Raw genomic sequence first — 25,459 nt, 5'->3', positions numbered from 1 at the left:
TACAAAAAAAATTAATGTTCAGAAAATAAGCAGGGAATGTCGGGTGCATGAAGAATTGGGTTGTTAACTTTGTGAATAAAGTTGTGAGGGGGTTGTCATTGTGGCGAATGAAGAAGCGGATTTGAAAAAGGTATTAGGGTTAAGGGACGCAATTGGCATTGCAATTGGTCAAATCATTGGTGCAGGCATTATGTCCATTACCGGGATCGCCATTGGCTTAACGGGGACGGGGGTGCCGCTTGCTTTCCTGCTTTCCTCGATTTTCATGCTTATTATTACGATTCCACTTGCGGTACTAGGATCTGTTCTGCCAACAACAGGAGGTATGTACACGTACACAAGCCGACTGCTATCTCCGAATGCAGGGTTTGTTTATCTGCTTTTATTCACTTTCGGCCATTTGACGATAGCGGTGTATGCCATCTCATTTGCACAATATTTACAAGGACTTATGTCAGAGGCGCCAATTATGCTGGTTGCCTTCATTATTCTCACATTTTTCTATCTGATTAATTTGTTCGGCGTAAAATTCATGTCATCTTTGGGCAAATGGTTGGTTGTGATCAAGCTGCTTTCTCTGCTCGTTTTTATTGTGTGGGGAGTGACGGAAGTCGATTACTCAGTGTTTCATCCGAAGGAGATGATGCCGGGTGGGTGGACGGGGCTGCTAACGGCTGTAGGGATGACCTCCTTCGCTTCCGGCGGCGCTTATGCGGTTGTTGAAATGGGTGGGGAGATGAAGCGTCCTCATCGGGATATTCCGCTTGCCATACTGATTAGCAGTAGCATCGTGGCACTGTTGTACATTGGCATTGGCATTGTGGCGACTGGTGTTTTGCCGGTTAGCGAGGTTGCGGGAGAGTCGCTTGCTGATGTGGCCAGAACAATATTGCCCCATCCGTTGTTTTTGTTTTTTATCGTTGGGGGAGCCATGTTCGCGTTAGCTTCAACTCTGAATGTGACCTTCTCTTGGGTGACGAGAGGAATGCTGGTTGCGTGCCGGGACGGTTGGTTTCCTGCCGCATTCGGCGCCGTCAATCGCAGATTCGGCACGCCGCACTGGCTGCTGACGTTCTACTATTTACTCGGCGTCATACCGATCGTGACGGGCGTATCCTTAACGACGATTTCTCAGCTTGGTGTCGGCATCCTGCTTTTTTCCAGCATTTTTCCTGTCCTCTCGGCACTTCAACTGCCACGCAAACATCCGGAGCTTTACCGTAATGCTCCCTTCACCATGAAACCAACACTGCTATATATCATTGTCTCCGTGGCTGTTATTTTACTGGTGTACCAGGGTTATTTACTGCTAAGCCGGTTGTCGACGCCATTAATTATCGGGAATGTCATGCTGTTCATCGCTTCAATTCTCTATGTGAAAATTGTTAGCAGGCGAAGAATCGGTCGGTTAGAAATTAATTTAACGCAATAATCGCTTTTAATTCTTTGGCGAATTCTCTGGATGCGATGGATTGATGGCGATTTCTTAACCTTATGGAGCAGAAGGTGACATCCATGTCTTCTCCGGTGATCTCTAGGGCAATCGTGTTGCCTGTAAGAATATAGGGATCGTATTTCAAACCGAGTTCGGTATAAAAGCCAATCGCAATACCCTCAGCGATCACGCGCTTCGCTGCTTCCGAGTTTCCGAGTTTGAATAAAATGTTCGGTTCCCCGTATTTTCGGAGCTTTTCAATTAAGTGTTCCGAATTGAGCAGAATAGGTTGATTCGCCAGTTCCTCAATGGAAATGCTTGTCCGATGAGCAAATGGTGAATTTTTGCCTACACACGCCATAACTCGGTTATCCATCAGCTTTTCCACTGTTAATTGTTTATTGTTCTCTTCGTGCTGTTTGGACAAAGCGATTAACCCCATGTCAACGTTGCCGGAAAGAACCTCTTGTTTGATCTGCTGGTAATCCAGTTCAAGCATCTCTAACTCAACCTCAGGGTGTTTTTCTTTAAAAACCGCTAACGCTCCTGGGAGAACGCTTAAGCACAGGCTGGGTATGGACGCAATGGAGAGGAGCCCAGAGAGTTCCTTGTCATGATGGCTGACAGACTCCCGAAGCTCCTCTACTTTGCTGATGATTTCTTCTGCTTTACTGATGATTAGCTTGCCTTCCACGGTAGGTGCGGCACCAAAACGGGATCGATTAAAAAGTTTAACGCCAAGTTCCTCCTCTAAAGAGACGATGGCTTGTGAAATATTGGGTTGGGAAACATGCAGCTTCTCAGCTGCAAGCGAAATGGATCCTGTTTGGTTGATTTCAATCATATACAGCAGTTGTTCGATACGCATAATTCACCCTGCCCCTGTAGGATATCTTGGTGTAAATATATCCCATACATCAAGGGAAGGCAATGATAATGAAGGCCTATTTTAATAAGAAGGAAGTTCTGCGCTTAGTTTGCTGCTTTCGCGGATTTGCGCGTTAAACACGAAGCGGGAGAGCACGACGCTGATTTCATATAAAGCAAATAAGGGTACGGCGACCATCAGGTGTGAAATAAGATCAGGCGGTGAAATGAGGCTGGCCGTGATGACGAGAACGAGGTAGGCGTACCGGCGAAATTTGTGCAGCAGCTTCGGATTGAGCAGCTTGATTCGCGTCAGGAACATCACGACGATCGGCAATTCGAATGCAATGGATAAAGGGAGCACGATGTTCAGCATAAAGCCGAAATATTGAGCGACGCCATACGTTTGGGTTAAACCAAGGTTTTCCGTGATGCGCACAGTAAATGTCATACACATCGGGAAAACGACGAAGTAAGCAAAGGAAAGGCCGATGATAAAGCAGAGAAACGTATAAGGGATATAGCGAAGCGTTGCGCTTTGTTCTTCCTTCGTAAGACCTTCTTTCACGAAGCCCCATAATTGAAAAAGGATAAAAGGCAGCGTGATCGTAAGCGAAATGACGAAAGCGATCATCATATAGATGCGAATGCCGTCCATGGGAGAGAACACATGCCAACTCATAGTAGATGCCGGTGGTGTCTCTTTAAAATAAAGGAGAATTTTCTGTGCTGCGAAAAAGCCGCCGATCATAGTAAGAACCAGCACGACCAAAATTCGAATGATGCGGGTACGGAGTTCGGATAAATGGTCAACTAATGACATCATTTCTTTTAGTTGCATAGAAGGCGCCTCCAACTCTCAGTTTGCCTTACGAACCTGCCAGCATGCGCTTGAGCTCAAGGGTGTGGAAGCCGTCCGACATTTTCGTATGAATGTCCATAATTATCTGAATATCCTCGAACGAATATTTGCGAACGCCGCCTTTGCTCCTCTCCGGGAAAATAAGCTTCCGATCCTCGTAGTAGCGAATTTGCCTTTCTGATAATCCGGTTAATTCACTGACCACTCCGATTTGTATTACTTTCTTTTGCGTCATCTTCGTTATCATCGTTATCCAACCTCCAATTATGTAAGTTAAACTAACATGTAAGTGACGTAAACATAAGTAAACTCTATCATTTCGGCAAAAGTAGATCAAATAACCCCTTTTTATCCTAGTATAAGTTTAATTTATGTAATGTTATCTTACATAAACTAATGACGAAACCATTTTCCATTGGTATGTTTAAGGTGCGGTTTATCCAAACACGAACGAGGAGATGGGAGCATGGAGAAGACACCGATCAAAGAAGATCAAATTACACGTAGACAATTTTTGACCACAGTCGGAAAAGTAGGAGGGTCAGCCGCACTTTTCAGTGTAATGGGTACATTAGGTTTGTTATCCCCAGAGACAATGAAAGCAGCCGACTATACGCCTCCCTCAGGCTGGGATCTCACATCTACCAATCGTAATGGTAAGAAAGTCATCATTTTAGGCGGAGGGATTGCAGGTTTAACAGCTGCCTATGAACTAGGAAATGCGGGGTATCAATGCACCATTCTAGAAGCTAGAGCTCGTGCGGGTGGTAGAGCGTGGTCGGTTCGCCGAGGAACGTCGGTCACGGAAATTGGCGGTACCAAGCAAGTGGCCCGCTTTGATAATGGCATGTATTTTAACGCAGGACCAATGCGGATTCCACAGTTTCATGTAACTTTGGATTATGCCCGTAAATTCGGCGTAGCAATCGAGCCTTTTAACAATGTGAACGAAAGTGGCTACTATTACAATGAAAATGTTGGCGAACTATCGGGTGTGAAAATTCCAAAGCGCCAGGCGAAAGCGGATGTAAGAGGGTATGTTGCAGAAATGTTGGCGAAGGCAGTGAATCAGAAGGCGCTGGATCTTCCACTAACAACAGAAGAGAAAGCGAAGCTCGTCGCATACTTGAAATCCGAGGGAGATCTGAATGCGGATCTGTTCTACAAAGGCTCGGAGCGGGCCGGCTACACCGAGGAACCGGGCGGTAAATTCGACTCCGGCGTTCGGAAAGACCCTTTTAGCTTAAAGGCCATCATTAATTCCGGTTTTGGGCAATTTTTTAGCAGTGAATATTCCTATGATCAACAAATGATGATGTTCCACCCGGTTGGCGGGATGGATATGATTGCCAAAGCTTTCGAGAAGCGTGTCAGCGACAAAATTGTCTTCCATTCCGAAGTGCAAGAAATTAAACAATCGTCTGACGGCGTAACCATTCTGTACAAGGATTTGAACACGGGTGCGGGTAAAGAGATTTCAGGAGACTTCTGTATTTGTACGATTCCGCTGCCTGTTCTCACTAATATTAAGGCTGATTTCTCCGCTGAAATGAGGACGGCGATTTCGAAGATTGCTTACGCATCTGCAGGTAAAATCGGTCTTCAATTCAAACGCCGCTTCTGGGAGGAAGATGAATTCATCTACGGCGGAAGTACATTGACGAATATGGATATTTCCAGCATTTATTACCCGCCTACCGACTATTTTGCGAAAAAAGGGCTTCTGCTCGGTTACTACGCCTTCGGCGGAAATGCGGATAAACTCGGCAAAATGACGCCGGCCCAGCGCGAAGATTATGCATTAAGCCAAGGCGCCAAAATCCATCCGCAATATTATAAAGAGTTTGAAGCTTCGTTCTCCATTGACTGGAAGAAGATCAAGTATAATCTGGGCGGATGGGCGTCCTATACGGCGGATGATCGTAAAACTTACTATCCGACGTTATGTAAGCCGGACGGCCGCATTTATTTGGCGGGAGAGCACATCAGCTATATTACCGCTTGGCAAGCAGGGGCTATCGAATCTGCAAGAAAAGTGGTCACCGAGATTCATGAGCGCGTCATGAAAGAGTAGACAAAGAGGAGTGATGAACGATGATCTTAACTAAAAAAGTGAAAACCATAGCAGCTGCCACCATAGGTTCATGCCTCATTTGTGTTAGCGCTTATGCAGCAGGAGCTGAGAAGACTAATAAATACGCAGCGGAGCCTATTAATGAAGTCGAGTTCTACGGTAATCCGAGCTCGTCGATTTCTGCGGGCGTATCCGTCCCGGCCGGCTCTTCCTATTTGTTTACAAGCGGTACCGTGCCGCCGGTTATTAATAAGGATGGCAAGACCGTCTATGAGCGTTACGGAGATACCAAAACGCAAGGTATCGGTATTTTGAAGGAAATTGAAAAGCAATTGAAGGAGAAAGGCTTGACGCTTGCCGATGTCGCTTATCTGCGAGTCTATGTGACAGCTGATTCCGCCAAAGAGAACAAGTTTGACTATCAAGGGTGGTTCGATGCTTATGCCCAATTCTTCGGCACGGAAGCCAATCCCGTTAAACCGGCGCGTTCCACAGTAGGCGTGGCAGGCCTTGTCAGCTCTGACTGGTTGATCGAAATCGAAGCGGTAGCGGTGTATCCGAAACATCATAACCAAGACTAATGAAACGGAGTTGAAGATCTATGCTGCAAAATATCGGGTTTCCAGGCCTTATGTTAATCTTAGTTGTTGTGCTGGTGCTATTCGGGCCTTCCAAGCTTCCGGAGCTTGGGCGCGCTGTTGGACGTACGCTGCATGAGTTTAAGAGTTCGGCGAGGGAGCTTGTTTCCGAAGGCAAAGAAACAGCTGACCACATCGAGAAGGATGATAAGCTGCTTGATAAAGCAAAAGCTTAATCTGACGGCGTGAAAACAAGAAACCTGTACCTGCGATCCTCCTTATTTGCGAGGGAGCAAGTGCAGGTTTTTTTGCCTATAAAAAACACTGGCAAACCTAGGTTTTACACAATTGCAGGAAGGCTGGATGTGATATAGTGTGCTCACGCAAAAGGCTGCCATTTCATTCCATCATTTGGAGGGATCGCGATTGAAGCTAAGCACGAATGTTGATGTGAGGAAAGAACCATTTCACTTGAACCATTACAAGATCTCTGGAAGCAGTCATTACAATGTCAGGCTATTGGGGAGCAGCAGCATGTGGCAGCTTTATTTGAGCGGCTTCACGAGAAACTGGCGCGTACGCTCCTTCATAAACAGGAAGAAGAGTTCGTTTTATCGCTTTTAGCTATTCTTCAGGGGATTGAGCATGTCAGGAAAAAGCTGTATAGCGCCGGTATCATCGCGCAGGAGGTCGGCTTTCTGAATGGGTCTTATTTCTGCCGAGTATTTAAAACAGTGCTGGGGATCACTCCGAAGACCTACCGTCTGCAGCCGGCGACCCAGGCGGTCAAGGGTTATTCTACTCAGGTAAAAGCGGGACATCTGCCAATCCGATTATCTTGAAAAGCTGCGATGCTGCAAACCCTGCAATCCTCAAAGGCGTGAATGTGAACGATGGTTCCTATGGCATTCACCTGACAGGTGATTACTGGCAAATTCGCGATATTGAAATTACAGATGCTCAAAAAGGAATCATCATTGACAACGGAAACCGCAATCTGCTTAACAATGTTGAAGTTCATTATGTTGGGGACGAAGGTGTGTATTTCCGTGACGGCAGCTCGAACAACACACTGGAGTATTCTTTGATCTATGATACCGGCAAATACCAAGCGGGTTACGGTGAAGGAGCTTATGTAGGTTCGGATTCCAGCTCGGATTATGAGCATGTTGTGACGGGAAATGTGATCTCTCACACGAATTTTGACGGTGGGATTACCGCTGAGCATATTGACGTAAAAGAAGGGGCCAGCGGTACGATTATCGAGTGCTGTACGTTCAACGGTACCGGCATTAGCGGAGCGAACAGTGCCGACAGTTTTATCGATATCAAAGGTGTAAATACAATCGTACGCTATAATCAAGGGTACAGAAACGGTAATGCCAACGTGTTGGATGCCTTCCAAGTTCGTACCCATGGCACGGAGTATGCGACAGGTACGAATAATGCTTTTAACAATAACACGGTGAATTTGGATAGCTCAACAGGCTATGTAGTTTATGCGACGAGCGCTGCTACGGGGACGACGGCTCAGAATGACACCCGGACGGGCGGAGGCAACTTGTATAACTCCAATGTGAATAAATGATAGTGAAGAAGGAGAAGTCCCTGTTGTGGGGCTTCTTTTTGTTTGAAGGGAAGAGGGATTAAAATGCTTGCGTTATGGGCATGCAAGAGAATAATTGCTCTCGCTGAATCACTTTTGAATATCGACATTGTGAGGTTTGTGTGGGATTATGTAGGGTAGTGATTGCTAGATGAGGGGGTGGTGGCGGAGATGGGAAGTACACGTGGAATCGCACTGGTGACAGGTGCATCCAGCGGTTTCGGCTTGTTAACGTCAATTACGCTGGCTCAAAAAGGGTACCATGTGATTGCGACGATGAGGGACTTGAGCAGGAGTGATTCTTTGCTGCTGCAAGCTGAAAAGACAGGCGTAAACTCATCCATCGATACTATGCGCTTAGATGTAACGATTCAGACATCGATTGAAGAGGCTGTTTCTGCTATCATGAAGAAGTATGGACGAATCGATGTGCTGATTAACAATGCCGGCTTCGCTGTTGGCGGCTATGTGGAAGATGTACCGATGGAAGCCTGGCGGTCCCAATTGGAAACCAATGTGTTTGGGGTCATTGCGACGACCAAGGCCGTTTTACCGATCATGCGCGCTAACCAATCAGGCTGTATCGTCAATGTGAGCAGTGTGAGTGGAATGTCGGCCTTTCCCGGGTACGCACCGTATAGCACATCCAAGTTCGCAATCGAGGGCTTTAGCGAATCCCTTCGTTTGGAAATGCTGCCGTTTGGCATTCGTGTACATCTGGTTGAACCGGGAGCCTACCGCACGGAGATTTGGCGAAAAGGTTTCGAAGCTATTCATACGACGGAAACATCGCCATACTGGCAGCAGCTCGGCAAGGTGCTGGCGTATTCGCGGAAAGCGGCCATGACCGCACCCGATCCGCAGGAAGTTGCAGACGCAATCGCGCGGCTGGTGGACAAGCCGGGAGCGAAACTTCGTTATCCGCTTGGCCGCGGTGTGCAGATGGGGCTTTGGGCTAGGAGTTTTTTGCCATGGAAATGGTATGAAGGCCTCTTACATCGATTGTTGAAATAACAATGTCGGTGGTAGCGGTAGAGGTAGTGATAGGGATAGCAACAGTGACAGGGAGTCCAGAACGCAGAAAATCAAGGAGTGAAATGAATGTCTCGCAAGTGGGAACGAATGGTCAGTAAAAATGCTAAGAAAATCAATAAGGATAGGTCCAAAAGAGGGATTGCCCCTATTTCTACGGATCCTGATCGGGCTGAAGTATTTAAGGGCAGAAGCATTATGTTAGCTTTGTTTTTCGTTCTGATTTCCGTCTTTCTATTGTTAACTTTGACTAAAACGAGTGGGGACACCATGTATTGGTACACAACTTGCGCATACATGGTAGTAGGTTTGTTCGTTTATTTCATTCGCAGACCTTATCTGAAGGTGAGCAAGACGAGCTTGTCAAAGCGTGGATTTGCCAGAGAGCTGGTACTGGGCGCGGATAACATTAACGAGATCGTATATGCGCCAGGACAGGTGATTATTCATCTGAAAGGCAAGTCCCCGCGTTGGGTGTACAACAGAACGTTGAATCGTTTTGATGTGGCGGCCATGGCGGGCAGATTGAAGAAATTTGCTGAGCAGAATCAAGTTGCTTTTGTGGATAAAACGGTATAGGCATGAATGAAGCTGTCTTCTTGGGTCTGATGGACCTTTGGAGACAGCTTTTTTTTGTTTGCCGTGCAGATGAGGGAGATAACGGAACTCCAGGGCGCTATATTCGATGTAATTGGCCATTTGAGACATTGTAAGGGAACTGTGGGGCACTATTTTAAGGTTTTTGGATAAAATGGGGTGAATTCGCTGGAATAAGGCCCTGTAGTTCCGCTTCTGCTGCTAAATCGCCTGTTTGTCAGAGAATAGCGTCTTGTAGTTCCGTTAAATGTTGGCCGCCGTACTCAAGCGGATGCCGGGTTTAATCATATTTATCATCGTCAACTCGGAGGACATTATCCATGATCAACTCGGCTTCTGTCTCAAAGTTGAGGTGGAGCGGCGCGGGGAGGACAACAAGGATGTCCTGCACCATCTCCAAATTCATCAGATCGTCGATGGATAACGGCCGCGGCTCTAATGCTTGGACCCATTCACGGAAAACATCGATGAATAGGTAAAAAGAGGACTGGAATTGGTCAGCGACCGCTTCCTGCTCATCGTTACGCGAGGCTGACATGGCGTTCCAGTTGTCGATAGTTGTTTGCAGGGCTTCTTTAACGTTTGGATTCATGGGATCTCCTTTAATAACCTGTGAATTTTGCTGGGTGTGAGGCGTAAGAGTACGCGGTGATATTTTACATAGTCGCGGAGTGCGGCAGCGAACCGTGTGCACATGTAGCGATGCTTCTCATCGTACCAGATGCCTCACGCCAAAGCTTGCGTAGATGAACGAATGAGCAGCTCCGAAGGCAGGATCATCTTCCGATGCTCCAGCGTTGTTTCACCTTCAATGCGCTCAATGAGCAGCTGCATGCCTAGTGCGCCGAATTGATAGGCCGGCTGTGAAGCTACGGTCAAAAAAGGATTTAAGGCATCCGTGGGGCCGAAACCATCGAAGCAAACGACCGAGAGATCGCTAGGAACCTGTAGGCCGCGTTTTCTCAGGGCTTGAATGGCGCCTATGGCCAGCATGTTGTTGGCTGCAAAAATGGCGGTAGGCGGATTCTCGTGATGGATCAGCGCATCAAGCGCCGATTCATCTTGAAAATCCCGAAAATTTCGGTGAATCACGAGCGAATCCTCGACAGCAAGCCCACTGAGTAGATGTGCTTCGCGATAGCCTGTATATCGTAGACGAGCGGTAGATACATCAGGGGAACCGTTAATCATGGCGATCCGACGATGCCCGAGCTCAATCAAGTGCTCTACGAGCTTTCTTGCGCCTTCTTTGCTGTCCCCAAGCACGAGATCCGCTTCAATGCCCGGAATTTCACGGTCGAGTACGACGAAAGGAATGTTATGTTTTTGCAGCTGCAGCAAATTCTCGAGCGAGTGATCCCCGGTAGGGGCGAACAGGACGCCGTCCACACGGGTAGACAACATCATATCGACATAACCTTTCTCCTTGGCGTAGTCCTCATCGCTATTTGCGAACAACAGCCGGTAACCGGCTCGAAGTGCGGCATCCTCAGCCCCGCGGGCGAGTGTTGTATAAAACGGGTTCGTAATATCTGTTATGAGTAGTGACAGAATTTTCGTCTTTTGAAGGACGAGGCTGCGAGCCATTGAATTTGGAATATAGTGAAGTTCTTCCATAACCTTCTTCACACGCTTGCGCGTGGCTTCGCTGATGCGGCCCGTGTTATTGATAACTCGGGAAACGGTCATGGCGGAAACACCGGCTTTTTCAGCGATATCATAAATTGTAATCAAATAGCGTCACCTTTTCATTCATGTATTTGTCTATTGTATAGAAATTAAAGATTGACAGCAAGGTTTAAAGTTGCTAATTTTGAGTTATCGATAACACATATTTTTAGAGGAGGGCTTGAATATGCTAAAAGGAATACCGCCTATTTTGTCACCTGAGTTATTGAAGGTGTTGATGGAGATGGGCCATGGCGATGAGATTATTTTTGCGGATGGAAACTTTCCGGCAGCAAGCCATGCGAATCGTCTGCTTCGCTGCGACGGCCATGGCGTTCCGGATTTGTTGGAAGCGGTTTTATCACTGTTCCCTCTGGATACATACTGTGAACAGCCGGTAGCTTTAATGGCCGTTGTCCCCGGTGATCAAGTGGAAACGCCGATCTGGGGCGTATACGAAGAAATCATTCAAAAGCACATGAAACCGGAGATTGAGTATGTTGAGCGCTTTGCTTTTTATGAAAGAGCCAAGAAAGCTTATGCCATTGTAGCAACAAGCGAGAAAGCTTTATACGCCAATGTTATTTTGAAAAAAGGTGTCATTAGCTCGTAATTTGAATTATCGATAACCCTAAAAGTTGACATGCGATAGAACCATATAAATCTCAATAACCCATTACTGAGGAGGTTAAAAACATGGCAAACAGCAATCATAGATGGAACCAGGATTTCCCGAAGATCGGGATCAGACCAGCGATTGACGGCAGAAGAAAAGGGATTCGCGAATCTCTGGAAGAAATAACGATGAACATGGCCAAAGCCGTAGCGGCACTATTGAGCGAAACTTTGAAATATCCAAATGGCGAACCTGTTGAATGTGTCATCGCGGACACTTGCATTGGCGGGGTAGCGGAAGCGGCAGCCGCAGCCAACAAATTCTCGAAATCCGGCGTAGGCGTGTCTATTACGGTTACTCCTTGTTGGTGCTACGGAACAGAAACAATGGATATGGATCCGTCCACACCGAAAGCGATCTGGGGCTTTAACGGTACAGAGCGTCCCGGCGCTGTTTATTTGGCGGCAGTTTTGTCCGGTCACGCACAAAAAGGGATTCCTGCCTTCGGTATTTACGGGAAAGATGTGCAGGATGCCGGTTCAGCGGACATTCCTCAAGACGTTCAGGAGAAATTGCTCCGTTTTTCTAAGGCCGGTCTTGCAGCCGCTTACATGAAAGGCAAATCGTACTTGGCGATTGGCTCCGTTTCCATGGGGATTGCGGGTTCGATCGTGAATGAGGAGTTATTTCAAAACTACCTGGGTATGCGCAACGAGTATGTCGATATGTCGGAGCTGGTTCGCCGCATAGAGGAGGAAATTTTTGATCCAGAAGAGTATCAATTGGCGCTAAACTGGGTTAAAGAGAATTGCGCAGAAGGGCCGGATAATAATCCAACCGCCATCCAAACAACACGTGAAAGAAAAGATCAAGACTGGGAGACTGTTGTGAAAATGTCCATGATCGTCAGGGACTTAATGATAGGCAATCCGCGCCTGGCCGATCTTGAATTTGGAGAAGAAGCGCTTGGTCACAACGCAATCCTTTCCGGCTTCCAAGGCCAACGCCACTGGACGGATCATTTCCCGAACGGCGACTTCATGGAAGCGATCTTGAACACATCCTTTGACTGGAACGGCAAACGCGCGCCGTATTTGGTTGCTACCGAAAACGACAGCCTTAACGGGGTTGCGATGCTTTTCGGTAATCTTTTGACGAACACGGCGCAAATTTTTGCAGATGTAAGAACATACTGGAGTCCTGACTCCGTTAAACGGGTGACGGGGCACACATTAAGCGGGGCGGCAAAGGACGGCATTCTTCACTTAATCAACTCGGGTCCAGCAGCACTCGACGGTACAGGTGAGCAGTCGCGTGACGGTCAGCCTGCCATGAAACCTTATTGGGAAATTACCGATGAAGAAGTGGGCAAATGTCTGAAAGCGACATCTTGGCGCCCGGCTTCCCTCGAATATTTCCGCGGAGGCGGGTACTCGTCAGACTTCCTTACCAAAGGTGGAATGCCAGTAACGATGTCCCGAATCAACCTTGTGAAGGGCTTGGGACCTGTCCTGCAATTGGCCGAAGGTTACTCCGTGGATCTGCCTGAAGATGTTCATAAGACATTGGACGATCGTACGGATTCAACATGGCCGACAACTTGGTTTGCTCCGATTTTGACAGGTGAAGGGTCATTCACGGATGTGTACTCGGTTATGGATAACTGGGGTTCGAACCATGGTTCCATCAGCTACGGCCACATTGGCGCAGATTTGATCACGTTAGCGGCGATTTTGAGAATTCCGGTTTCTATGCATAACGTGGCCAAAGAGCAAATCTTCCGCCCGCGTGTTTGGAGCAATTTTGGAACGTCCGATCCGGAAGGTGCGGATTTCAGGGCTTGCAGCTCTTTTGGTCCTTTGTACAAGTAGGAGGAATTGAGTTGCCGCCTCGTTAGTGCACTTAGTGCACATCCTTAGAATATGCTGGCCGTCGATTTCGGGGCCAGCAGCAGAAAACCCGTTCTCATCGGTATTTGATGGGGGCGGGTTTATTGGTGTTTGGGGAGAGACTGGGCGTCTGCGGCTGGGCTTGGCCGGTGGGGTTATTTGAGAGGGAGCAATCGGCTCTCTCATTTGTTTATGTTAGTTTAAGAGCGAGCTATCTGCGACTTTCGGAGGGGTTAAGTGTGTGAGCGCTGATGAAATCAACGCTCAAGTGAGGCATCTTGAGGCGTGCAGCCTCAAGAAAAGAGCTAAGGTGGCTTCGAAGCCACCTTTGAGGAACTGCAAGCCGCTATTTCGCAGAAAAGCGGCGATAGAGCTGTTGCAGGGGAACTACAGGGCTCTATTTCAAGGTCTTGGGCGGAATATCCGCCGAAAACCTCGAAATAGCGCCCCACAGTTCCCCTTCTTTATGAAAAAGGCGCATTTCGCAGAAATAGCGCCCTGTAGTTCCCATCTGCGGTTGGGCCGAGCCGGCAGAGATATTTAAGAGGGGCAATCGAGCCCCTCAATTGTTTATGCTAGTTTAAGAGCGAGCTATCTGCGACTTTCGGAGGGGTGAACGCATAGGAATGCTGATTTCATCAGCGTTCTAGTGATGCCTATTGGGGAAGGATGGGAGATGGCGAAAAGTGTTTGGTAATAAGTGATTCATGGTGTGGTCTGAACAGAAATGAGTCTTTCATATAAGTTGCTTATGTCGGTGCTGCTTTGGTGTTCGATGTGATGCGAAGTGATGTAATGGTTGTGCTAGGATTTTGAGGCAAGGTGCCGGACATCGGAAGTAGTAAGTAAGTAAGTAAGTAAGTAAGTAAGTAAGTAAGTAAGCAAGTAAGTATAAAAGACATATAAGCAGCAGTCAACTCCAAGTAGAACAAAAAGGGAATGGATATGGGGTGGAAAAGCGTAGCGCCCGTATTTGAAATCGTGTTTAAACCATAAATATAAATTCAAAAGAAACACGATTTCAAGAAACGGTTGGAACCCCATATCCAATTCCCTCCCCGTGCTCAAACGTAGGGGTTTATGGCAATTTTATTCCCGCACTTAGGTTCCCGCACTTAGGGTTCCAGTACTCAGACTCCCGAGGGTTTATGGCAAGGTTCACATAGTTACATCCGACACAATAAACGTAATAAAAACCATAGGAAAGCCAATTGTTGTACAATAAAATGAAGAAGATGCATGAAAAGAATACCGAGGTGAACTATGGTAAATATTTTAGTTGTCGATGATGAACCTATGATTTGTAAAGGTGTAGCAACCATTTTGAAGCAATCCAAGCTGGATGTTGGCGAGGTTTTTATTGCATATAACGGGTTTGAGGCGCTCGATTTCATCCATTTGGAGAAAATCGATCTCGTGTTTACCGACATACAGATGGAAAAGATGAACGGCATAGAATTAATTGAAAATATATTCATGGAAGATCCATCGATTCCGATTGTCATTTTATCCGCTCATGGCGAGTTTGAATACGCCCAGAAGGCGATTCGTTTCGGAGCCAAGGAATATTTGGTGAAGCCGATTACTCCGCCGCACCTGATTGCAGTAACAGCGAAGCTGCTTAAGGAGAAGGAAGAAAGGCAGCAGCATTTTTCCAATTGGGAAGGCAATCGTACGTTGGCGGACATTACGACGCTGGAAATGAACTACTATTTGAGCGAGATTGTCACGGGAACCGTGCATGAATCCGAAGTGCCCGATATTAGGGAGAAGCTCGGGAGTCGTGCGTCCGGCACCCATTACAGCATGCTGGTGATCAAGTTATTTTTAAACCGGGGCGGCATTAGAGATGAGGAGATTGCGACGCTGAAGGACCGTAGTCTTCTGAAGTACGCCGCTTTGAATATTATTGAAGAGACCGCAAGCCAGTGGAGCCATCTTGTTTTTAACACGCATAATTCCACGTTTTCCTTGTTGATGCAAATTCCTGAGGAAGAGAAACAAGGAACGCTCAGTATTAATCAGATGCTGATGGTCGCTCAAATGATTCATGCGAATTTGCAAAAATATGTGAATGTCAAATGCCAAATCGGCATCAGCCGTATTCAGGAAGGCATCATCAAGTGGCCCGTCATCTACCAAGAAGCGATGGAGAGCTTGATGTGGGGAGAGACGCAGAAAGACCATTATATGTTTTACATAGAGGATATCGGCAAAACGACGAATGAGCAGAATTTAACGAACACGCAAGTGGACGAAGCGAATAATCGCATTGTTTTTGAGACGAAAACGTATATTGAACATCATTTTTGCGATAAAGGGTTGAAGCTGCAGGACATCGCAGACAGTGTGCATTTGAGTCCCAATTACTTGAGTTATTTGTTTAAAAGAGTGATGGGCCAGGGGATTTGGGATTATGTGACCGGGCTGCGTATGGAAAAAGGGAAACAGCTGATTCTCACGACAGATAAACGCCGATATGAGATTTCGGAGGAAATCGGGTACGAATCGCCGGAGCATTTTAGCAAAATATTTAAAAAACATTTCGGGATGAATATTTCGGAGATCAAAGTGGCGGGACCGTAATATGCGACATGATTAGCGTAACAAGGCACATCGCAAGGCTGCCGGGATACCCCTTATAATCGGAATTGTAGCAGCAAACGTAACTAACATGATTTTGAAAGGGGAACCAAATATGAGAGGTAAGAAGACATCCGCAATTACGGCGATTGCCCTGACGGTCTTTTTGGCAGGATGCGGCACATCATCCACTACAACGAGCGCGCCAAGCGCGAGTCCTGCCGCAACGGGAGCAACCAACGCTTCTACGGCAACGCCTGCGGCCAAAAAGGTGACCATCACCGCCCAAGGCTTCAAGCCGGACCAAAAAGAGAAAAATGATCAACTGGATCAGCGGATCGCCCGTTTTAAAGCGAAAAATCCGAACGTTGAATTTAAGAAAGACGACTGGCAGTACAATCCGCTTGAAATCGGGATCAAAATGGCTTCAAACAGCGCTCCGACCGAATACACAACGTATGCAACGGAAGGCAAAGTGCTTGTTGATAAGAAATGGGTAGCGGACATCACCGATTCCATGAACGCCTGGGAGCACTCGAAAGACATGAATGATCTCCTCTCCAAACCGTTCGTTGTGAATGGCAAAACGTACGGAGTGCCGATCGATGGCTACGTTATGACGATTACATTGAACAAGAAATTGTTCAAAGAGAAAGGCGTGGAACTGCCGCCTATGGATTGGACGTGGGATGACCTTCTTGCCGCTGCGAGAAAAATCAACGATCCGGCCAAAGGTATTGCTGGTTTTATTCCAATGGGCAAAGGTCCTGAAGCGGGCTGGAACTGGACGAATTTCCTCTATGCAGCGGGCGGAGATGTGCAGAAGCTCGACGGTGGTAAAGTCGTAGGAATCTTCAATTCCGATGCAGGTTTGAAAGCGCTTGAATTTTATAAAAAGCTGAAAGATGAAAACTTGATTCCACAAAACTGGGCACTCGGTTACGGGGATGCACTAAGCGCATTCTCTCAAGGACGCGGCGCGATGGTCATGTGCGGAAGCGGAAATGCCGCAGATGCTGCGATTAATGAAGGCGGTATCTCCAAAGAGGATATGGTGGTATATCCGATGCCGGCGCTTACCAAAGGCGGCAAACATACGGGCGTTCTCGGCGGCAACTACCGCGTGATCAATCCGAAGAGCGACAAAGATCAGCAGACTGTGGCTTTTAAATGGATCACGGATGAGTACTTCACGGACGATTTCTTGAACTCCACGAAAAAAGAGATCGAGGACCGTAAAACGAAAAACCGCGTCTACATTCCGCAGCCGATCAACTACTGGAAAGATTCCTCCGATTTCGGTAAGAAATACACGGACTTATTAGCGAAATATGACAACGTCTTCAAATACGATCCGCAGCTGCTCAGCCTCTGGGACGGTAAGCCGGAAGCCCAATATGAAGCGCAAAAGTATTACACAGAGATGGCCAATGTGATCCAAAAAGTGTTCACAACCAAAGATGTAGATTTGAAAAAAGCTCTGGCAGATGCGTCGAATAAAGTGCAAACGGAAGTCTTTGATAAAGTGAAAGTCGAATAGCGACCGGAACAATCGGATCTAAGCTGCCTTTGCGGTTTAGGTCCGATTTCATAAGGAGTGTTGGAGATGGATGCAGAACTAAGTGTACAGCCTGTCGCAGCGGCAAGCGCCGTTAAGAAAAAGATTAATTGGTATTTGTGGGGAACGTTATTCATCATCCCGGAGATTGTGTTGTTTATTATATTCTTGTGGGTGCCGATTATAAAAGGGATTTTCTACAGCTTTTACAATATTGATTTTGTGGATGGCAATCATTTTATTGGCCTTGCAAACTATCTTCGTATTTTTCAGGATGAGCTTCTGCTGATATCTGTCAAAAATACCTTGTATTATATGGCGCTGGGTATCGTGATCGGCTTCTGGGTCCCACCGCTCGTTGCGATCGCAGTCACGGAATTAAAGTGGTTTCAGGGGGGAGCGCGCATTATCGGATACTTGCCCAGTGCGATTCCCGCTATCGTTTTGTACGGCATGTGGCAGTGGTTTTATGATGCAGTAGGTCCGATCAACTCTTTTTTGCAAACGTTGGGGCTTCCTCAACTGCAATTCTTCAGCCCTAAGCTCGCTATGGGTTCCATCGTTCTGCTGGAAACGTGGCAAAGCTTCGGGGCGGCTACACTCATCTATATCGCCGCTATCGTAGGAATTCCACGAGATATCTACGAAGCGGCGGAGATTGACGGGGCGAGCGTGTGGCAGCGAATCCGCTACATCACCTTGCCTAGTATCCGAACCTTGATGCTGCTCCTGCTGCTTCTGCAGGTGATTACAACGTCACAGGGCTTCCAAGCGCAGTTATCCATGACCGATGGCGGGCCGAACAATGCTACGTTGACGTACCTGCTGTGGCTCAACCATACGGCATTCCGGGATCTTGATTTTGGCAAAGCAAGCGCGATGGGCAGCTTAATGTTTTTTGTTTTAATCCTGTTGTCTGTGTTATACAATTTGCTGCAGCGTAGAGGTGAGAAGGCATGAAGCAAGAAGAGCGCGGCATTATTTCCAGATTTGATATGAAAAAAGGCACGGTACGCACGGGCTACACCATTATGGTGGTGTTGATGCTTTTTATGGGTGTAACGATGCTGTACCCGTTTTTCAATACATTTTTCGGTTCATTAAAAACGAGGGAGGAATTTTTCGCTTTCCCTCCGACCTTCTTCCCAGAGAGCTGGGTTTGGACCAACTATAAGGATGCTTTTACCGGATTCGATCTTCCCTTGTTGACATTTCTCAAAAATACCGTGTTCATCTATGTCGGCAATGTGATCGTTTCCCTACTGTTGATCGGATTAGCGGCATATGCGCTGTCGCACTTAAAAGTTCCTTTTAAACGATGGGTGACGCTGTTTTTCTTTTCCACGCTCCTCATCCCGCCGGCCACGTACGTTGTGCCTAACTTACTCAATTTGAAAAGCCTCGGGATGCTGAATACCTACTGGGCGTTCTGGCTGCCGGCTGCGGCAAATGCGTATTTCATGCTGCTGCTCAAAAACTTTTTTGACGGCATTCACAAAGAGATTCTGGAAGCGGCGAGGATAGATGGCGCAACCGAATTCAGCTCCTTCATCCGGATTGCTGTTCCGCTTTCAACACCGATTATCGGTACCCTGTTGATGTTAATCTTTTCGGCGACGTGGAACGATTTCTACTGGCCTAGTCTCGTGATGTCGGAGAGAGGGATGTATCCCTTGGCTACCGGGATTTATCTGTATGTCGTTTATTCGACATCGGTGATCCCGTGGAGCGTCCGTTTCGCAGTGCTGACGATGGCGATGCTGCCGCCGGTGGTGTTTTTCCTCGTTTTTCAAAAATTTATTATTCGTGGCATTTCAGTTTCCGGCGTAAAAGGATAAGCAAATAACGTCATCAGAAACTATTTCTGGTGGCGTTTTCTTTTGCTTAAAGGAGAATGTCTCTGAGATCGCGAAACTAGGTGAAAGCAAGGGATATCGGGAGTATGACCTGATGAAATGGCTGGAAAGGAAAGGTAATCCTTATGCGAAAAATGCTGCGTAATATGAATCTGATGAAAAAGCTGATCGTCCTGCTCATCTTATTCGTTGTCATCCCGATATTGGTTCTGGATCTGGTTGTCGCCAAAAAGCTGGAGTCCATTACAGAAGAGCAGGTGGGCAACGCCTTGCTGCAATTAGTGCGGGGCAGCCACTTAACGTTGGATCGGGAAAGCAGCGATTTTGAGGAAAAGACGGAAAAAATCATGATCTCTCAGGAGATTCAACAGCTCGCTAGCATCCCCTCCTCATCGGAATATGAGCGATTTGAAATCTTCAAGACGCTGGATAAATATTTGAGCAATTATTCAACGAATGCGATTCGTTATTCCATGTTCTTTTCGGACACCGATAAGCAATATTCCTTCGTGCCGAATTCGGATATTTTAAACAATGGGATCTTTTATGCGACGGATTTGAATGCGCTCTCTTGGTATAAATCGGTGAGTCAAGCAAAGGGGAAAGGGGTACTTCGCGTCATAGATAAATTCGGTTATAATCCGAATAACGTGAAAACGGTTGCTTATTTGCGGCAGCTTAACAGCATTTATAACGGAGAGACGGTCATCGGTTACTTGCTTGTGTCGGGCATTGAGACGCCTTTGCAGCAGGATTTTTCGCCCTTTGATAAATATGCGGATGGGCAAGTGATGCTGCTGGACCAAGAAAATACGGTGCTCGCCACCAACACGGAGAAATTCCAGATTGGCTCTACAGTGCCCGCAGCTGCGGATAAAGTGGAGGGTGTTTATAAGCTGAAAGTAGCCGGCGTGGAGTACATGCATGTGCTTCATACAAGTGAGGCTACGAACACGAAACTGCTCATGAGGGTGCCTGTTCAATCGATTATTATCGATCATATTAGTGTGCAGCGTCTCGTGGATTGGATTATGTTTATTTACTTCTTGATTTTATTTTTGGCCAGCATCTACTTTATTCAATCGATTTTGAAGCCGATTTCGAGGCTGGCGCGTATTACCAATTCCTATCATCCAGGCAGGCCGCTCGCCATCTCCATGCATTCGGAGAGTAAAAATGAGATCGTGCTGCTCAGCAATCATTTTATCAGGATGACCGACCGTTTGAATCAGACGATTTATGATCAATATGAGCTGGAGTTAAAACATAAGGAAATCGAGTTATCGATTCTTCATACGCAAATTAATCCGCATCTCCTGTACAACACGCTGGAGTCTGTTTATTGGCATACGTTTATGGAAGGCGCGGCGGAATCCGCTGAAATGATTAAAGACTTATCGCTAATTATGCGAATTGGGTTAAGTAAAGGAAAGCTGTTGATTCCGGTCATGGGGGAAATGAATCATGCGGAGGCCTACGTCCGCTTGCAATTGTTCCGCTATGAGTACGCTTTTCAGGTGCATTGGGACATTGAGGAGGAGGCCAAAAAGTATCTCGTGCCGAAGGTCATCTTGCAGCCAATTATTGAGAATGCCATCCTGCATGGCATCAAGCATATGAGTCAAGACGGGGAGTTGTGGATTACGGTGCGCGTGCGGGGTGGTCTCGTCATGATCAGCGTGGAAGATAACGGTTACCGGCAGGCGGATATTGAGATGCTGAATGCGATTTTAAAAGGCAAAGAAAACAATCGCGGGTTCGGTATTATTAACGTTCAGAAGCGGATTCAGCTGCATTTTGGCAGCAGCTACGGCTTGCGCTACAGCCACAGAGAGGATCAAGGCGTGCGTGCCTTGATTGAGATTCCGGCTATCCTTGATGAGAACGAATGGAAGCAGCCTCCGGCCTGAGGCTTGGGAACTACTGCGGGTGGAGTAGTCCTGGCTCGGTACAAATGCAGTCGTGCAACCGCTTATCGTCAGGGAACTACAGGCCTCTATTTCATGGAAAAGGCATGCTTTCCGACTGTGAAGGGAACTAGCGTCCGCTATTTGCTATTTTAACCCGGAAATCTTGCCATGGAGGCGAAATAAAGCCCTGTAGTTCCGCTCGGGAGGAAATAGGTTGAATTCCCCGAGAATAGCGGACGCCAGTTCCCTCTGACTGAAAACTAAGCGGAAATTTACGCTAGATTATCTGAAATCTAACAAGCAAAAAACCTAGCGGTATAAAAATACCACTAGGTTCTTTCACGTGAGGCTATGTTTAAGTTTAGTTTTGCGGTAAACCAAACTCGCTATTCGTTGATGTAGTGGGATCAGTAATATCCACATATTGATCGACCGTGTCCAGGACCTGACTCAACTGCCAGCGGCTAAAAATAACATGGTCTGAAGAGATAGCATTATAGGTGCTTTCTTCTTTACTAATCTTAAAGCCTCGGTAATTCTCATAAATGGTTCTCATTCTGATCTCTCCCTCGCTTTGATGTATATCTTAAACTATCATCAATCGCAGATTTTTGGTAGAGGTGTAAATTGATAGATATTGTCAATTCTTGGCTTATTTCATGTAAATATCATGAATTGCTTCTATTTTGCTGCCTATAGAGGGTTGGGGGCATCCCGATTTGCTTCTTAAACGCTTTAGAAAAGCTAAATAAATCAGGATAGCCAACGGAATTTGCAATTTCGGAAAGTGTGTATGCCGTTTGCTCCAGTAGCAGTTTGGCTTCATTCATTTTCAAGGTTTGGAGGTACTCCATCGGGGTGACCCCGTACGTTTTGCCGAATTGTTTGGTAAAATGTGTTCTTTCTACGCCAACATGATCCGATACTCGCTGTACCGTGATTCCTTCGGCATAATGGATTTGCATATAGGAGAGGCCCATCTGCAGCCAGGTAACGGAGCGATTTTCGTGATTGGCCGCAGGCCTGTGCATGCCTGATAATGAATCAAAAACACGATACAGATGATTCAGTCTCGTCAGATCTGTTGCTTGGCGTTCTCCTTCGCTGACTGCGCTTATGAAGTCCCACATCAGGCTTAGAGCTTGCTCGGTTGCAGCGCCCGAGAGATGAGGCGAGTGAGGGCTTAGCCCGATTCGTTCCAACAAATGAAGCGACTGCTTCCCGTCAAAAGCTACGAAAATTTTACGCAGCGGATTGCTCGCGACGGTCACATACTCATGCGTCACCTGTGGAAATAAACAAAACATATCTCCTTTGCCCAGTAGGAAATTCTGATTGTTTTGATAAAATGTCCCTTGGCCGTCCAGCACGAAAATCAAATAATAATAGGGCGTCGTCCTGGGACCGATATGATAATTGGATTTTGCGATATTATGGCCGATGCGGATGGGCCACACATTGCCTGCTTTTTCAAATTCGGAAGGGGTAAAATAGTAAATCTCCAAATACTCATGATGATCTTCACGCATGTTTTTCCTCATTGACTACACCTCTTTTTCACATGCCCAGCCCAATTAACTTTCATGAAGTAAGCAGAATGACAACTCCATCATAAGACCAAAAGCCACAAATTGACAAGTTGAAAATAACACGAAATGACATTGACCACGCCCGTGGTTCGTTGTTATGATACAAATACATTCTATTCCTACCTATTTTGTAGGATTTTGACCAGACAACTGGAAATAACAAAATAATAACATCAAGTCGACAGGAGAGCCTGAGATGACACTTCATAAAGAGATTGAGTTTGGTTGGTTTTTGCCGACATCCGGTGATGGTAAGTATGTTGGGGTAGCCCCGGAGCGGGAAGCTACGTTAGATTATTTAATCGATGTTGCCCAAACGGCAGAACGATCCGGATTTGAATTTGTCCTGATTCCAACCGGAGGCGCTTGCTTGGACGCTTGGGTGGTGGGCTCAGCGGTGATGAGCCATACGACGACTTTGCGGCCGTTAGTTGCCGTACGTCCCGGACTGGTGGCCCCTGTACTGGCAGCGCGGATGGGAGCGGCATTGGATGTGCTTTCCGGAGGGCGGGCTATGATTAACGTCGTAACCGGCTCGTCTGTGCAGGATTTGGAAGAATTAGGGGATCCATTAGCACATGCCCATGATGAAAGATACGAGCGGGCTAGAGAGTATGTAGAAGTGATGCAGCAAGCTTGGACGCAAACCGATGTCCTCGCGGCTTCCGAGTTTGCGGATGTATCGAAGAATGAACAGGTGGAAAAAAGCCAGCTTTACCAAGGGAAGTATTATCAATTCAATCGTCCCGTTTCATCCCCGTTAACGGTTCAAAAGCCGCATCCGCCTTTTTACCTGGGAGGAAGTTCGCCTGCTGCCAAGCGATTGGCTGTTGAGGTGGCCGACGCGTATTTGATGTGGGGCGAACCTCATGATTGGATTCGTGAACAGATCAGTGAGATCGAAACGGTTCGGGCCGAGTATACGGCAGAAACAGGAGTGAACCGTCCTCTTCGTTACGGACTGAGAGCGCAAGTGCTCGTTCGTGAAACGGAAGAAGAGGCTTGGGCAGCAGCTTGGGAGAGCATCTCCAAGGTGTCGCCAGAAGCGATTGCGCAAGCGCAAGCGTCGTTTGCCAAAACAGATGCGACCAATCAGCAGCGGCAGAACGATTTGAGAGAGCTTTCGAAGGATCAACAATTTGTCGTAGGACCCAATTTGTGGACGGGTTTATCCATTGTCCGCTCCGGTGGTGCAATCCTCCTTGTCGGCACAGCCGATCAAGTTGCGGATCGATTGGTTGAATACGCCGAATTAGGCGTCTCATCATTCATCCTTTCCGGGTACCCTCATCTGGAGGAGGCAGAAACATTTGGTCAAGCTGCACTTCCGTTATTCCGTGAGAAATGGCAATTGAAACTGCAAGAGGCCGGAGTGCCATCTAACGCATAAAGCAAGCAACATCGTAACGAAACATTTTTAATCAGGAGGTCTTTCCATGAAAAAACATAAAAGAAAGAGCGGGTTCCTCGTTGCTACGATCACATTGCTCTCCATCCTTACGGCAGCATGCGGATCGAATACAGACACCGCTTCAACACCAGGAGCATCTACCGGAGCTGGCGCGACAACTGCTGCTTCAGGCAAACCTGTAACGATTAGCTTCTTGCATTGGCGTGGAGAAGACGTGAATTCCTTGAACGGCATTATTGCCAAATTCCAAGCTGAGAATCCGAACATTAAGGTCGAGATGCAAACGATGCCCTCGGAGCAGTACCAATCCACCGCGCAAGCCAAGCTGGCGGACGGTTCTGTAGGTGACGTGTTCACAACGTTCCCTGGCGCGCAGTTCGAAGCGTTATCCAAGGCAGGTATTTTCACGGATTTATCTTCGGAAAAATTTCTGAGCAATTATAACGATACCCTTATTCAAGTGGGCAAAAAAGACGGTAAACAAGTGGCGGTGCCCTATCAGCTGGTTTACAACGATCCGATTTATAACGTCAAACTGTTCCAAAAGTTTAATCTGACCCCGCCGAAGGACTGGGAAGGCTTTCTGGCTTTATGCGAAACATTGAAAAAGAACGGCATTATTCCAATCGCTTTTGCAGGTGCGGATATCGGCCCGGGGCAATTTATGAATACGATGGTGATGAACAATGAACCAAGCGCCGATATTTTCACTAAAGTCGAAGCGGGTCAAGCGAAATTAACCGACGAGTTCTGGGTCAAAACCTTAACGCAATTCAAGGAGCTTAACGACAAAGGTTATCTCCAGCCTGATGCGTTGGGCACAAAGGATGCAGCAGCAGGGGCTCTTTTTATCCAAGAAAAAGCAGCCATTCTGGCCAGCGGATCCTATCAATTAGCCCAAAACAAAAAGCAAAATCCGAACTTGGAGCAAAAACTGCTCGCTCCTATCACAGTTGCTGCTGACCAGGCAAAATATGAAGGTGTCCACACTAGTACGTTTATGCTAGCCGTGAATAGCAAATCCAAGCATCCGGCTGAAGCCAAGAAATTCATTGAATTTTTGAGCCGTAAGGAGATTGCGGGGACGTATGCGAATGAGACGGGGCAAAATGTAACGGTCAAAGACGTTCAGTACACATCGCCTGAGCTTCAGGTAGCGACAGAGTGGGCAGGAAAGAAAACACTCTTCCAGCCGCGCTTCAGCATCACGAATGCTGATAATCAGAAGGCGGTAACGAATTCGATCCAGGCTGTGCTCAGCGGTAAATCGCCTCAGGATGCTGCGAAAGAAGCGCAAGCAATTATCGATCAGCATCTAGTTAAATAAG

The 25,459-nt window shown here is 47.0% G+C and carries 24 protein-coding genes; 17 read left to right on the top strand and 7 right to left on the bottom strand.

Going from position 1 to position 25,459, the window contains the following annotated elements; translation table 11 throughout:
- Positions 1–100: 100 nt before the first annotated feature.
- Complete coding sequence (locus AC3WTJ_RS24630; protein ID WP_492524070.1) at positions 101–1,432, top strand: APC family permease; 1,332 nt, start codon at positions 101–103, stop codon at positions 1,430–1,432.
- Here AC3WTJ_RS24630 and AC3WTJ_RS24625 read toward each other — a convergent pair.
- The 3 genes from AC3WTJ_RS24625 to AC3WTJ_RS24615 form a co-directional block, all read right to left on the bottom strand.
- Entirely contained in the window at positions 1,416–2,303 is an 888-nt protein-coding gene (locus AC3WTJ_RS24625; protein ID WP_157321893.1) for a LysR family transcriptional regulator, read from the bottom strand. The genes AC3WTJ_RS24630 and AC3WTJ_RS24625 overlap by 17 nt on opposite strands.
- 81 nt (positions 2,304–2,384) lie before the next feature.
- Entirely contained in the window at positions 2,385–3,143 is a 759-nt protein-coding gene (tatC, locus tag AC3WTJ_RS24620; RefSeq protein WP_492524069.1) for a twin-arginine translocase subunit TatC, read from the bottom strand.
- Positions 3,144–3,171: 28 nt separating this feature from the next.
- Positions 3,172–3,399 (bottom strand): MerR family transcriptional regulator, encoded by a 228-nt coding sequence (locus AC3WTJ_RS24615; protein WP_492524302.1) that lies wholly within the window; start codon positions 3,397–3,399, stop codon positions 3,172–3,174.
- A gap of 231 nt (positions 3,400–3,630) precedes the next feature.
- Here AC3WTJ_RS24615 and AC3WTJ_RS24610 point away from each other — a divergent pair, with 231 nt between their 5' ends.
- From AC3WTJ_RS24610 to AC3WTJ_RS24580, 7 genes are all read left to right on the top strand, one after another.
- Positions 3,631–5,238, top strand: coding sequence for a flavin monoamine oxidase family protein (locus AC3WTJ_RS24610; RefSeq protein ID WP_492524068.1), 1,608 nt, complete (start codon positions 3,631–3,633; stop codon positions 5,236–5,238).
- A gap of 20 nt (positions 5,239–5,258) precedes the next feature.
- Positions 5,259–5,819 (top strand): RidA family protein, encoded by a 561-nt coding sequence (locus AC3WTJ_RS24605; protein WP_492524067.1) that lies wholly within the window; start codon positions 5,259–5,261, stop codon positions 5,817–5,819.
- 20 nt (positions 5,820–5,839) lie between these two features.
- The gene (gene tatA / locus AC3WTJ_RS24600; RefSeq protein WP_127450046.1) at positions 5,840–6,052 is read left to right on the top strand and encodes a twin-arginine translocase TatA/TatE family subunit; all 213 of its coding nucleotides are present in this window, start codon (positions 5,840–5,842) and stop codon (positions 6,050–6,052) included.
- Positions 6,053–6,352: 300 nt separating this feature from the next.
- Entirely contained in the window at positions 6,353–6,658 is a 306-nt protein-coding gene (locus AC3WTJ_RS24595) for an AraC family transcriptional regulator (RefSeq protein ID WP_492524066.1), read from the top strand.
- A 44-nt stretch (positions 6,659–6,702) separates the two neighbouring features.
- On the top strand, positions 6,703–7,404 hold the full coding sequence (locus tag AC3WTJ_RS24590; RefSeq protein WP_492524065.1) for a right-handed parallel beta-helix repeat-containing protein: 702 nt from the start codon (positions 6,703–6,705) through the stop codon (positions 7,402–7,404).
- 189 nt (positions 7,405–7,593) lie between these two features.
- The gene (locus AC3WTJ_RS24585; RefSeq protein ID WP_492524064.1) at positions 7,594–8,436 is read left to right on the top strand and encodes an SDR family oxidoreductase; all 843 of its coding nucleotides are present in this window, start codon (positions 7,594–7,596) and stop codon (positions 8,434–8,436) included.
- Between the two features lie 87 nt (positions 8,437–8,523).
- Positions 8,524–9,033, top strand: a complete 510-nt coding sequence (locus AC3WTJ_RS24580; protein ID WP_492524063.1) for a hypothetical protein — start codon at positions 8,524–8,526, stop codon at positions 9,031–9,033.
- 298 nt (positions 9,034–9,331) lie between these two features.
- Here the strand turns inward: AC3WTJ_RS24580 and AC3WTJ_RS24575 are convergent, their stop codons facing one another.
- On the bottom strand, positions 9,332–9,643 hold the full coding sequence (locus AC3WTJ_RS24575) for a hypothetical protein (RefSeq protein ID WP_492524062.1): 312 nt from the start codon (positions 9,641–9,643) through the stop codon (positions 9,332–9,334).
- Between the two features lie 134 nt (positions 9,644–9,777).
- Complete coding sequence (locus AC3WTJ_RS24570; protein WP_492524061.1) at positions 9,778–10,785, bottom strand: LacI family DNA-binding transcriptional regulator; 1,008 nt, start codon at positions 10,783–10,785, stop codon at positions 9,778–9,780.
- Positions 10,786–10,906: 121 nt separating this feature from the next.
- Here AC3WTJ_RS24570 and fucU point away from each other — a divergent pair, with 121 nt between their 5' ends.
- The 7 genes from fucU to AC3WTJ_RS24535 all read left to right on the top strand — a co-directional run bounded on the left by fucU (position 10,907) and on the right by AC3WTJ_RS24535 (position 21,131).
- Positions 10,907–11,332 carry an L-fucose mutarotase gene (gene fucU / locus AC3WTJ_RS24565; RefSeq protein WP_492524060.1) on the top strand — a complete coding sequence of 142 codons (426 nt, stop codon included), beginning with the start codon at positions 10,907–10,909 and terminating at the stop codon, positions 11,330–11,332.
- Between the two features lie 83 nt (positions 11,333–11,415).
- Entirely contained in the window at positions 11,416–13,206 is a 1,791-nt protein-coding gene (locus tag AC3WTJ_RS24560) for an L-fucose isomerase (protein ID WP_492524059.1), read from the top strand.
- 1,281 nt (positions 13,207–14,487) lie between these two features.
- Positions 14,488–15,810, top strand: a complete 1,323-nt coding sequence (locus AC3WTJ_RS24555; RefSeq protein ID WP_492524058.1) for a response regulator — start codon at positions 14,488–14,490, stop codon at positions 15,808–15,810.
- A gap of 112 nt (positions 15,811–15,922) precedes the next feature.
- Entirely contained in the window at positions 15,923–17,347 is a 1,425-nt protein-coding gene (locus tag AC3WTJ_RS24550) for an ABC transporter substrate-binding protein (RefSeq protein WP_492524057.1), read from the top strand.
- A gap of 66 nt (positions 17,348–17,413) precedes the next feature.
- A complete protein-coding gene (locus AC3WTJ_RS24545) occupies positions 17,414–18,325 on the top strand; it encodes a carbohydrate ABC transporter permease (RefSeq protein WP_492524056.1) in 912 nt (303 codons plus the stop codon).
- A complete protein-coding gene (locus tag AC3WTJ_RS24540; protein ID WP_492524055.1) occupies positions 18,322–19,203 on the top strand; it encodes a carbohydrate ABC transporter permease in 882 nt (293 codons plus the stop codon). The genes AC3WTJ_RS24545 and AC3WTJ_RS24540 overlap by 4 nt, the downstream gene beginning before the upstream one ends.
- Before the next feature lie 143 nt (positions 19,204–19,346).
- Positions 19,347–21,131, top strand: a complete 1,785-nt coding sequence (locus AC3WTJ_RS24535) for a sensor histidine kinase (RefSeq protein ID WP_492524054.1) — start codon at positions 19,347–19,349, stop codon at positions 21,129–21,131.
- 361 nt (positions 21,132–21,492) lie between these two features.
- Here the strand turns inward: AC3WTJ_RS24535 and AC3WTJ_RS24530 are convergent, their stop codons facing one another.
- Positions 21,493–21,687: a hypothetical protein gene (locus AC3WTJ_RS24530; protein WP_157321866.1), complete on the bottom strand. Its 195-nt coding sequence runs from the start codon at positions 21,685–21,687 to the stop codon at positions 21,493–21,495.
- A 112-nt stretch (positions 21,688–21,799) separates the two neighbouring features.
- Positions 21,800–22,672, bottom strand: coding sequence for an AraC family transcriptional regulator (locus AC3WTJ_RS24525; protein ID WP_492524053.1), 873 nt, complete (start codon positions 22,670–22,672; stop codon positions 21,800–21,802).
- A 244-nt stretch (positions 22,673–22,916) separates the two neighbouring features.
- On the opposite strand from AC3WTJ_RS24525, the gene AC3WTJ_RS24520 reads away from it, so the two are divergent.
- Positions 22,917–24,110, top strand: coding sequence for an LLM class flavin-dependent oxidoreductase (locus tag AC3WTJ_RS24520; protein ID WP_492524052.1), 1,194 nt, complete (start codon positions 22,917–22,919; stop codon positions 24,108–24,110).
- Between the two features lie 46 nt (positions 24,111–24,156).
- A complete protein-coding gene (locus AC3WTJ_RS24515; RefSeq protein WP_492524051.1) occupies positions 24,157–25,458 on the top strand; it encodes an ABC transporter substrate-binding protein in 1,302 nt (433 codons plus the stop codon).
- Position 25,459 lies beyond the last annotated feature (1 nt).

The sequence above is a fragment of the Paenibacillus sp. FW101-FHT12H11 genome, from assembly GCF_058790355.1.
This window is presented reverse-complemented; position numbering and strand designations above follow the sequence as displayed.

Excerpts from the sequence above, each read along its gene's own strand:
- AC3WTJ_RS24555 (WP_492524058.1), top strand. The coding sequence starts at position 14,488 with ATGGTAAATATTTTAGTTGTCGATGATGAACCTATGATTTGTAAAGGT.
- AC3WTJ_RS24560 (WP_492524059.1), top strand. The coding sequence starts at position 11,416 with ATGGCAAACAGCAATCATAGATGGAACCAGGATTTCCCGAAGATCGGG.
- AC3WTJ_RS24575 (WP_492524062.1), bottom strand. The coding sequence starts at position 9,643 with ATGAATCCAAACGTTAAAGAAGCCCTGCAAACAACTATCGACAACTGG.
- AC3WTJ_RS24540 (WP_492524055.1), top strand. The coding sequence starts at position 18,322 with ATGAAGCAAGAAGAGCGCGGCATTATTTCCAGATTTGATATGAAAAAA.
- tatA (WP_127450046.1), top strand. The coding sequence starts at position 5,840 with ATGCTGCAAAATATCGGGTTTCCAGGCCTTATGTTAATCTTAGTTGTT.
- AC3WTJ_RS24625 (WP_157321893.1), bottom strand. The coding sequence starts at position 2,303 with ATGCGTATCGAACAACTGCTGTATATGATTGAAATCAACCAAACAGGA.
- AC3WTJ_RS24580 (WP_492524063.1), top strand. The coding sequence starts at position 8,524 with ATGTCTCGCAAGTGGGAACGAATGGTCAGTAAAAATGCTAAGAAAATC.
- AC3WTJ_RS24550 (WP_492524057.1), top strand. The coding sequence starts at position 15,923 with ATGAGAGGTAAGAAGACATCCGCAATTACGGCGATTGCCCTGACGGTC.
- AC3WTJ_RS24615 (WP_492524302.1), bottom strand. The coding sequence starts at position 3,399 with ATGACGCAAAAGAAAGTAATACAAATCGGAGTGGTCAGTGAATTAACC.
- AC3WTJ_RS24515 (WP_492524051.1), top strand. The coding sequence starts at position 24,157 with ATGAAAAAACATAAAAGAAAGAGCGGGTTCCTCGTTGCTACGATCACA.
- AC3WTJ_RS24535 (WP_492524054.1), top strand. The coding sequence starts at position 19,347 with ATGCGAAAAATGCTGCGTAATATGAATCTGATGAAAAAGCTGATCGTC.
- AC3WTJ_RS24520 (WP_492524052.1), top strand. The coding sequence starts at position 22,917 with ATGACACTTCATAAAGAGATTGAGTTTGGTTGGTTTTTGCCGACATCC.
- AC3WTJ_RS24585 (WP_492524064.1), top strand. The coding sequence starts at position 7,594 with ATGGGAAGTACACGTGGAATCGCACTGGTGACAGGTGCATCCAGCGGT.
- fucU (WP_492524060.1), top strand. The coding sequence starts at position 10,907 with ATGCTAAAAGGAATACCGCCTATTTTGTCACCTGAGTTATTGAAGGTG.
- AC3WTJ_RS24530 (WP_157321866.1), bottom strand. The coding sequence starts at position 21,687 with ATGAGAACCATTTATGAGAATTACCGAGGCTTTAAGATTAGTAAAGAA.
- tatC (WP_492524069.1), bottom strand. The coding sequence starts at position 3,143 with ATGCAACTAAAAGAAATGATGTCATTAGTTGACCATTTATCCGAACTC.
- AC3WTJ_RS24545 (WP_492524056.1), top strand. The coding sequence starts at position 17,414 with ATGGATGCAGAACTAAGTGTACAGCCTGTCGCAGCGGCAAGCGCCGTT.
- AC3WTJ_RS24610 (WP_492524068.1), top strand. The coding sequence starts at position 3,631 with ATGGAGAAGACACCGATCAAAGAAGATCAAATTACACGTAGACAATTT.
- AC3WTJ_RS24525 (WP_492524053.1), bottom strand. The coding sequence starts at position 22,672 with ATGAGGAAAAACATGCGTGAAGATCATCATGAGTATTTGGAGATTTAC.
- AC3WTJ_RS24605 (WP_492524067.1), top strand. The coding sequence starts at position 5,259 with ATGATCTTAACTAAAAAAGTGAAAACCATAGCAGCTGCCACCATAGGT.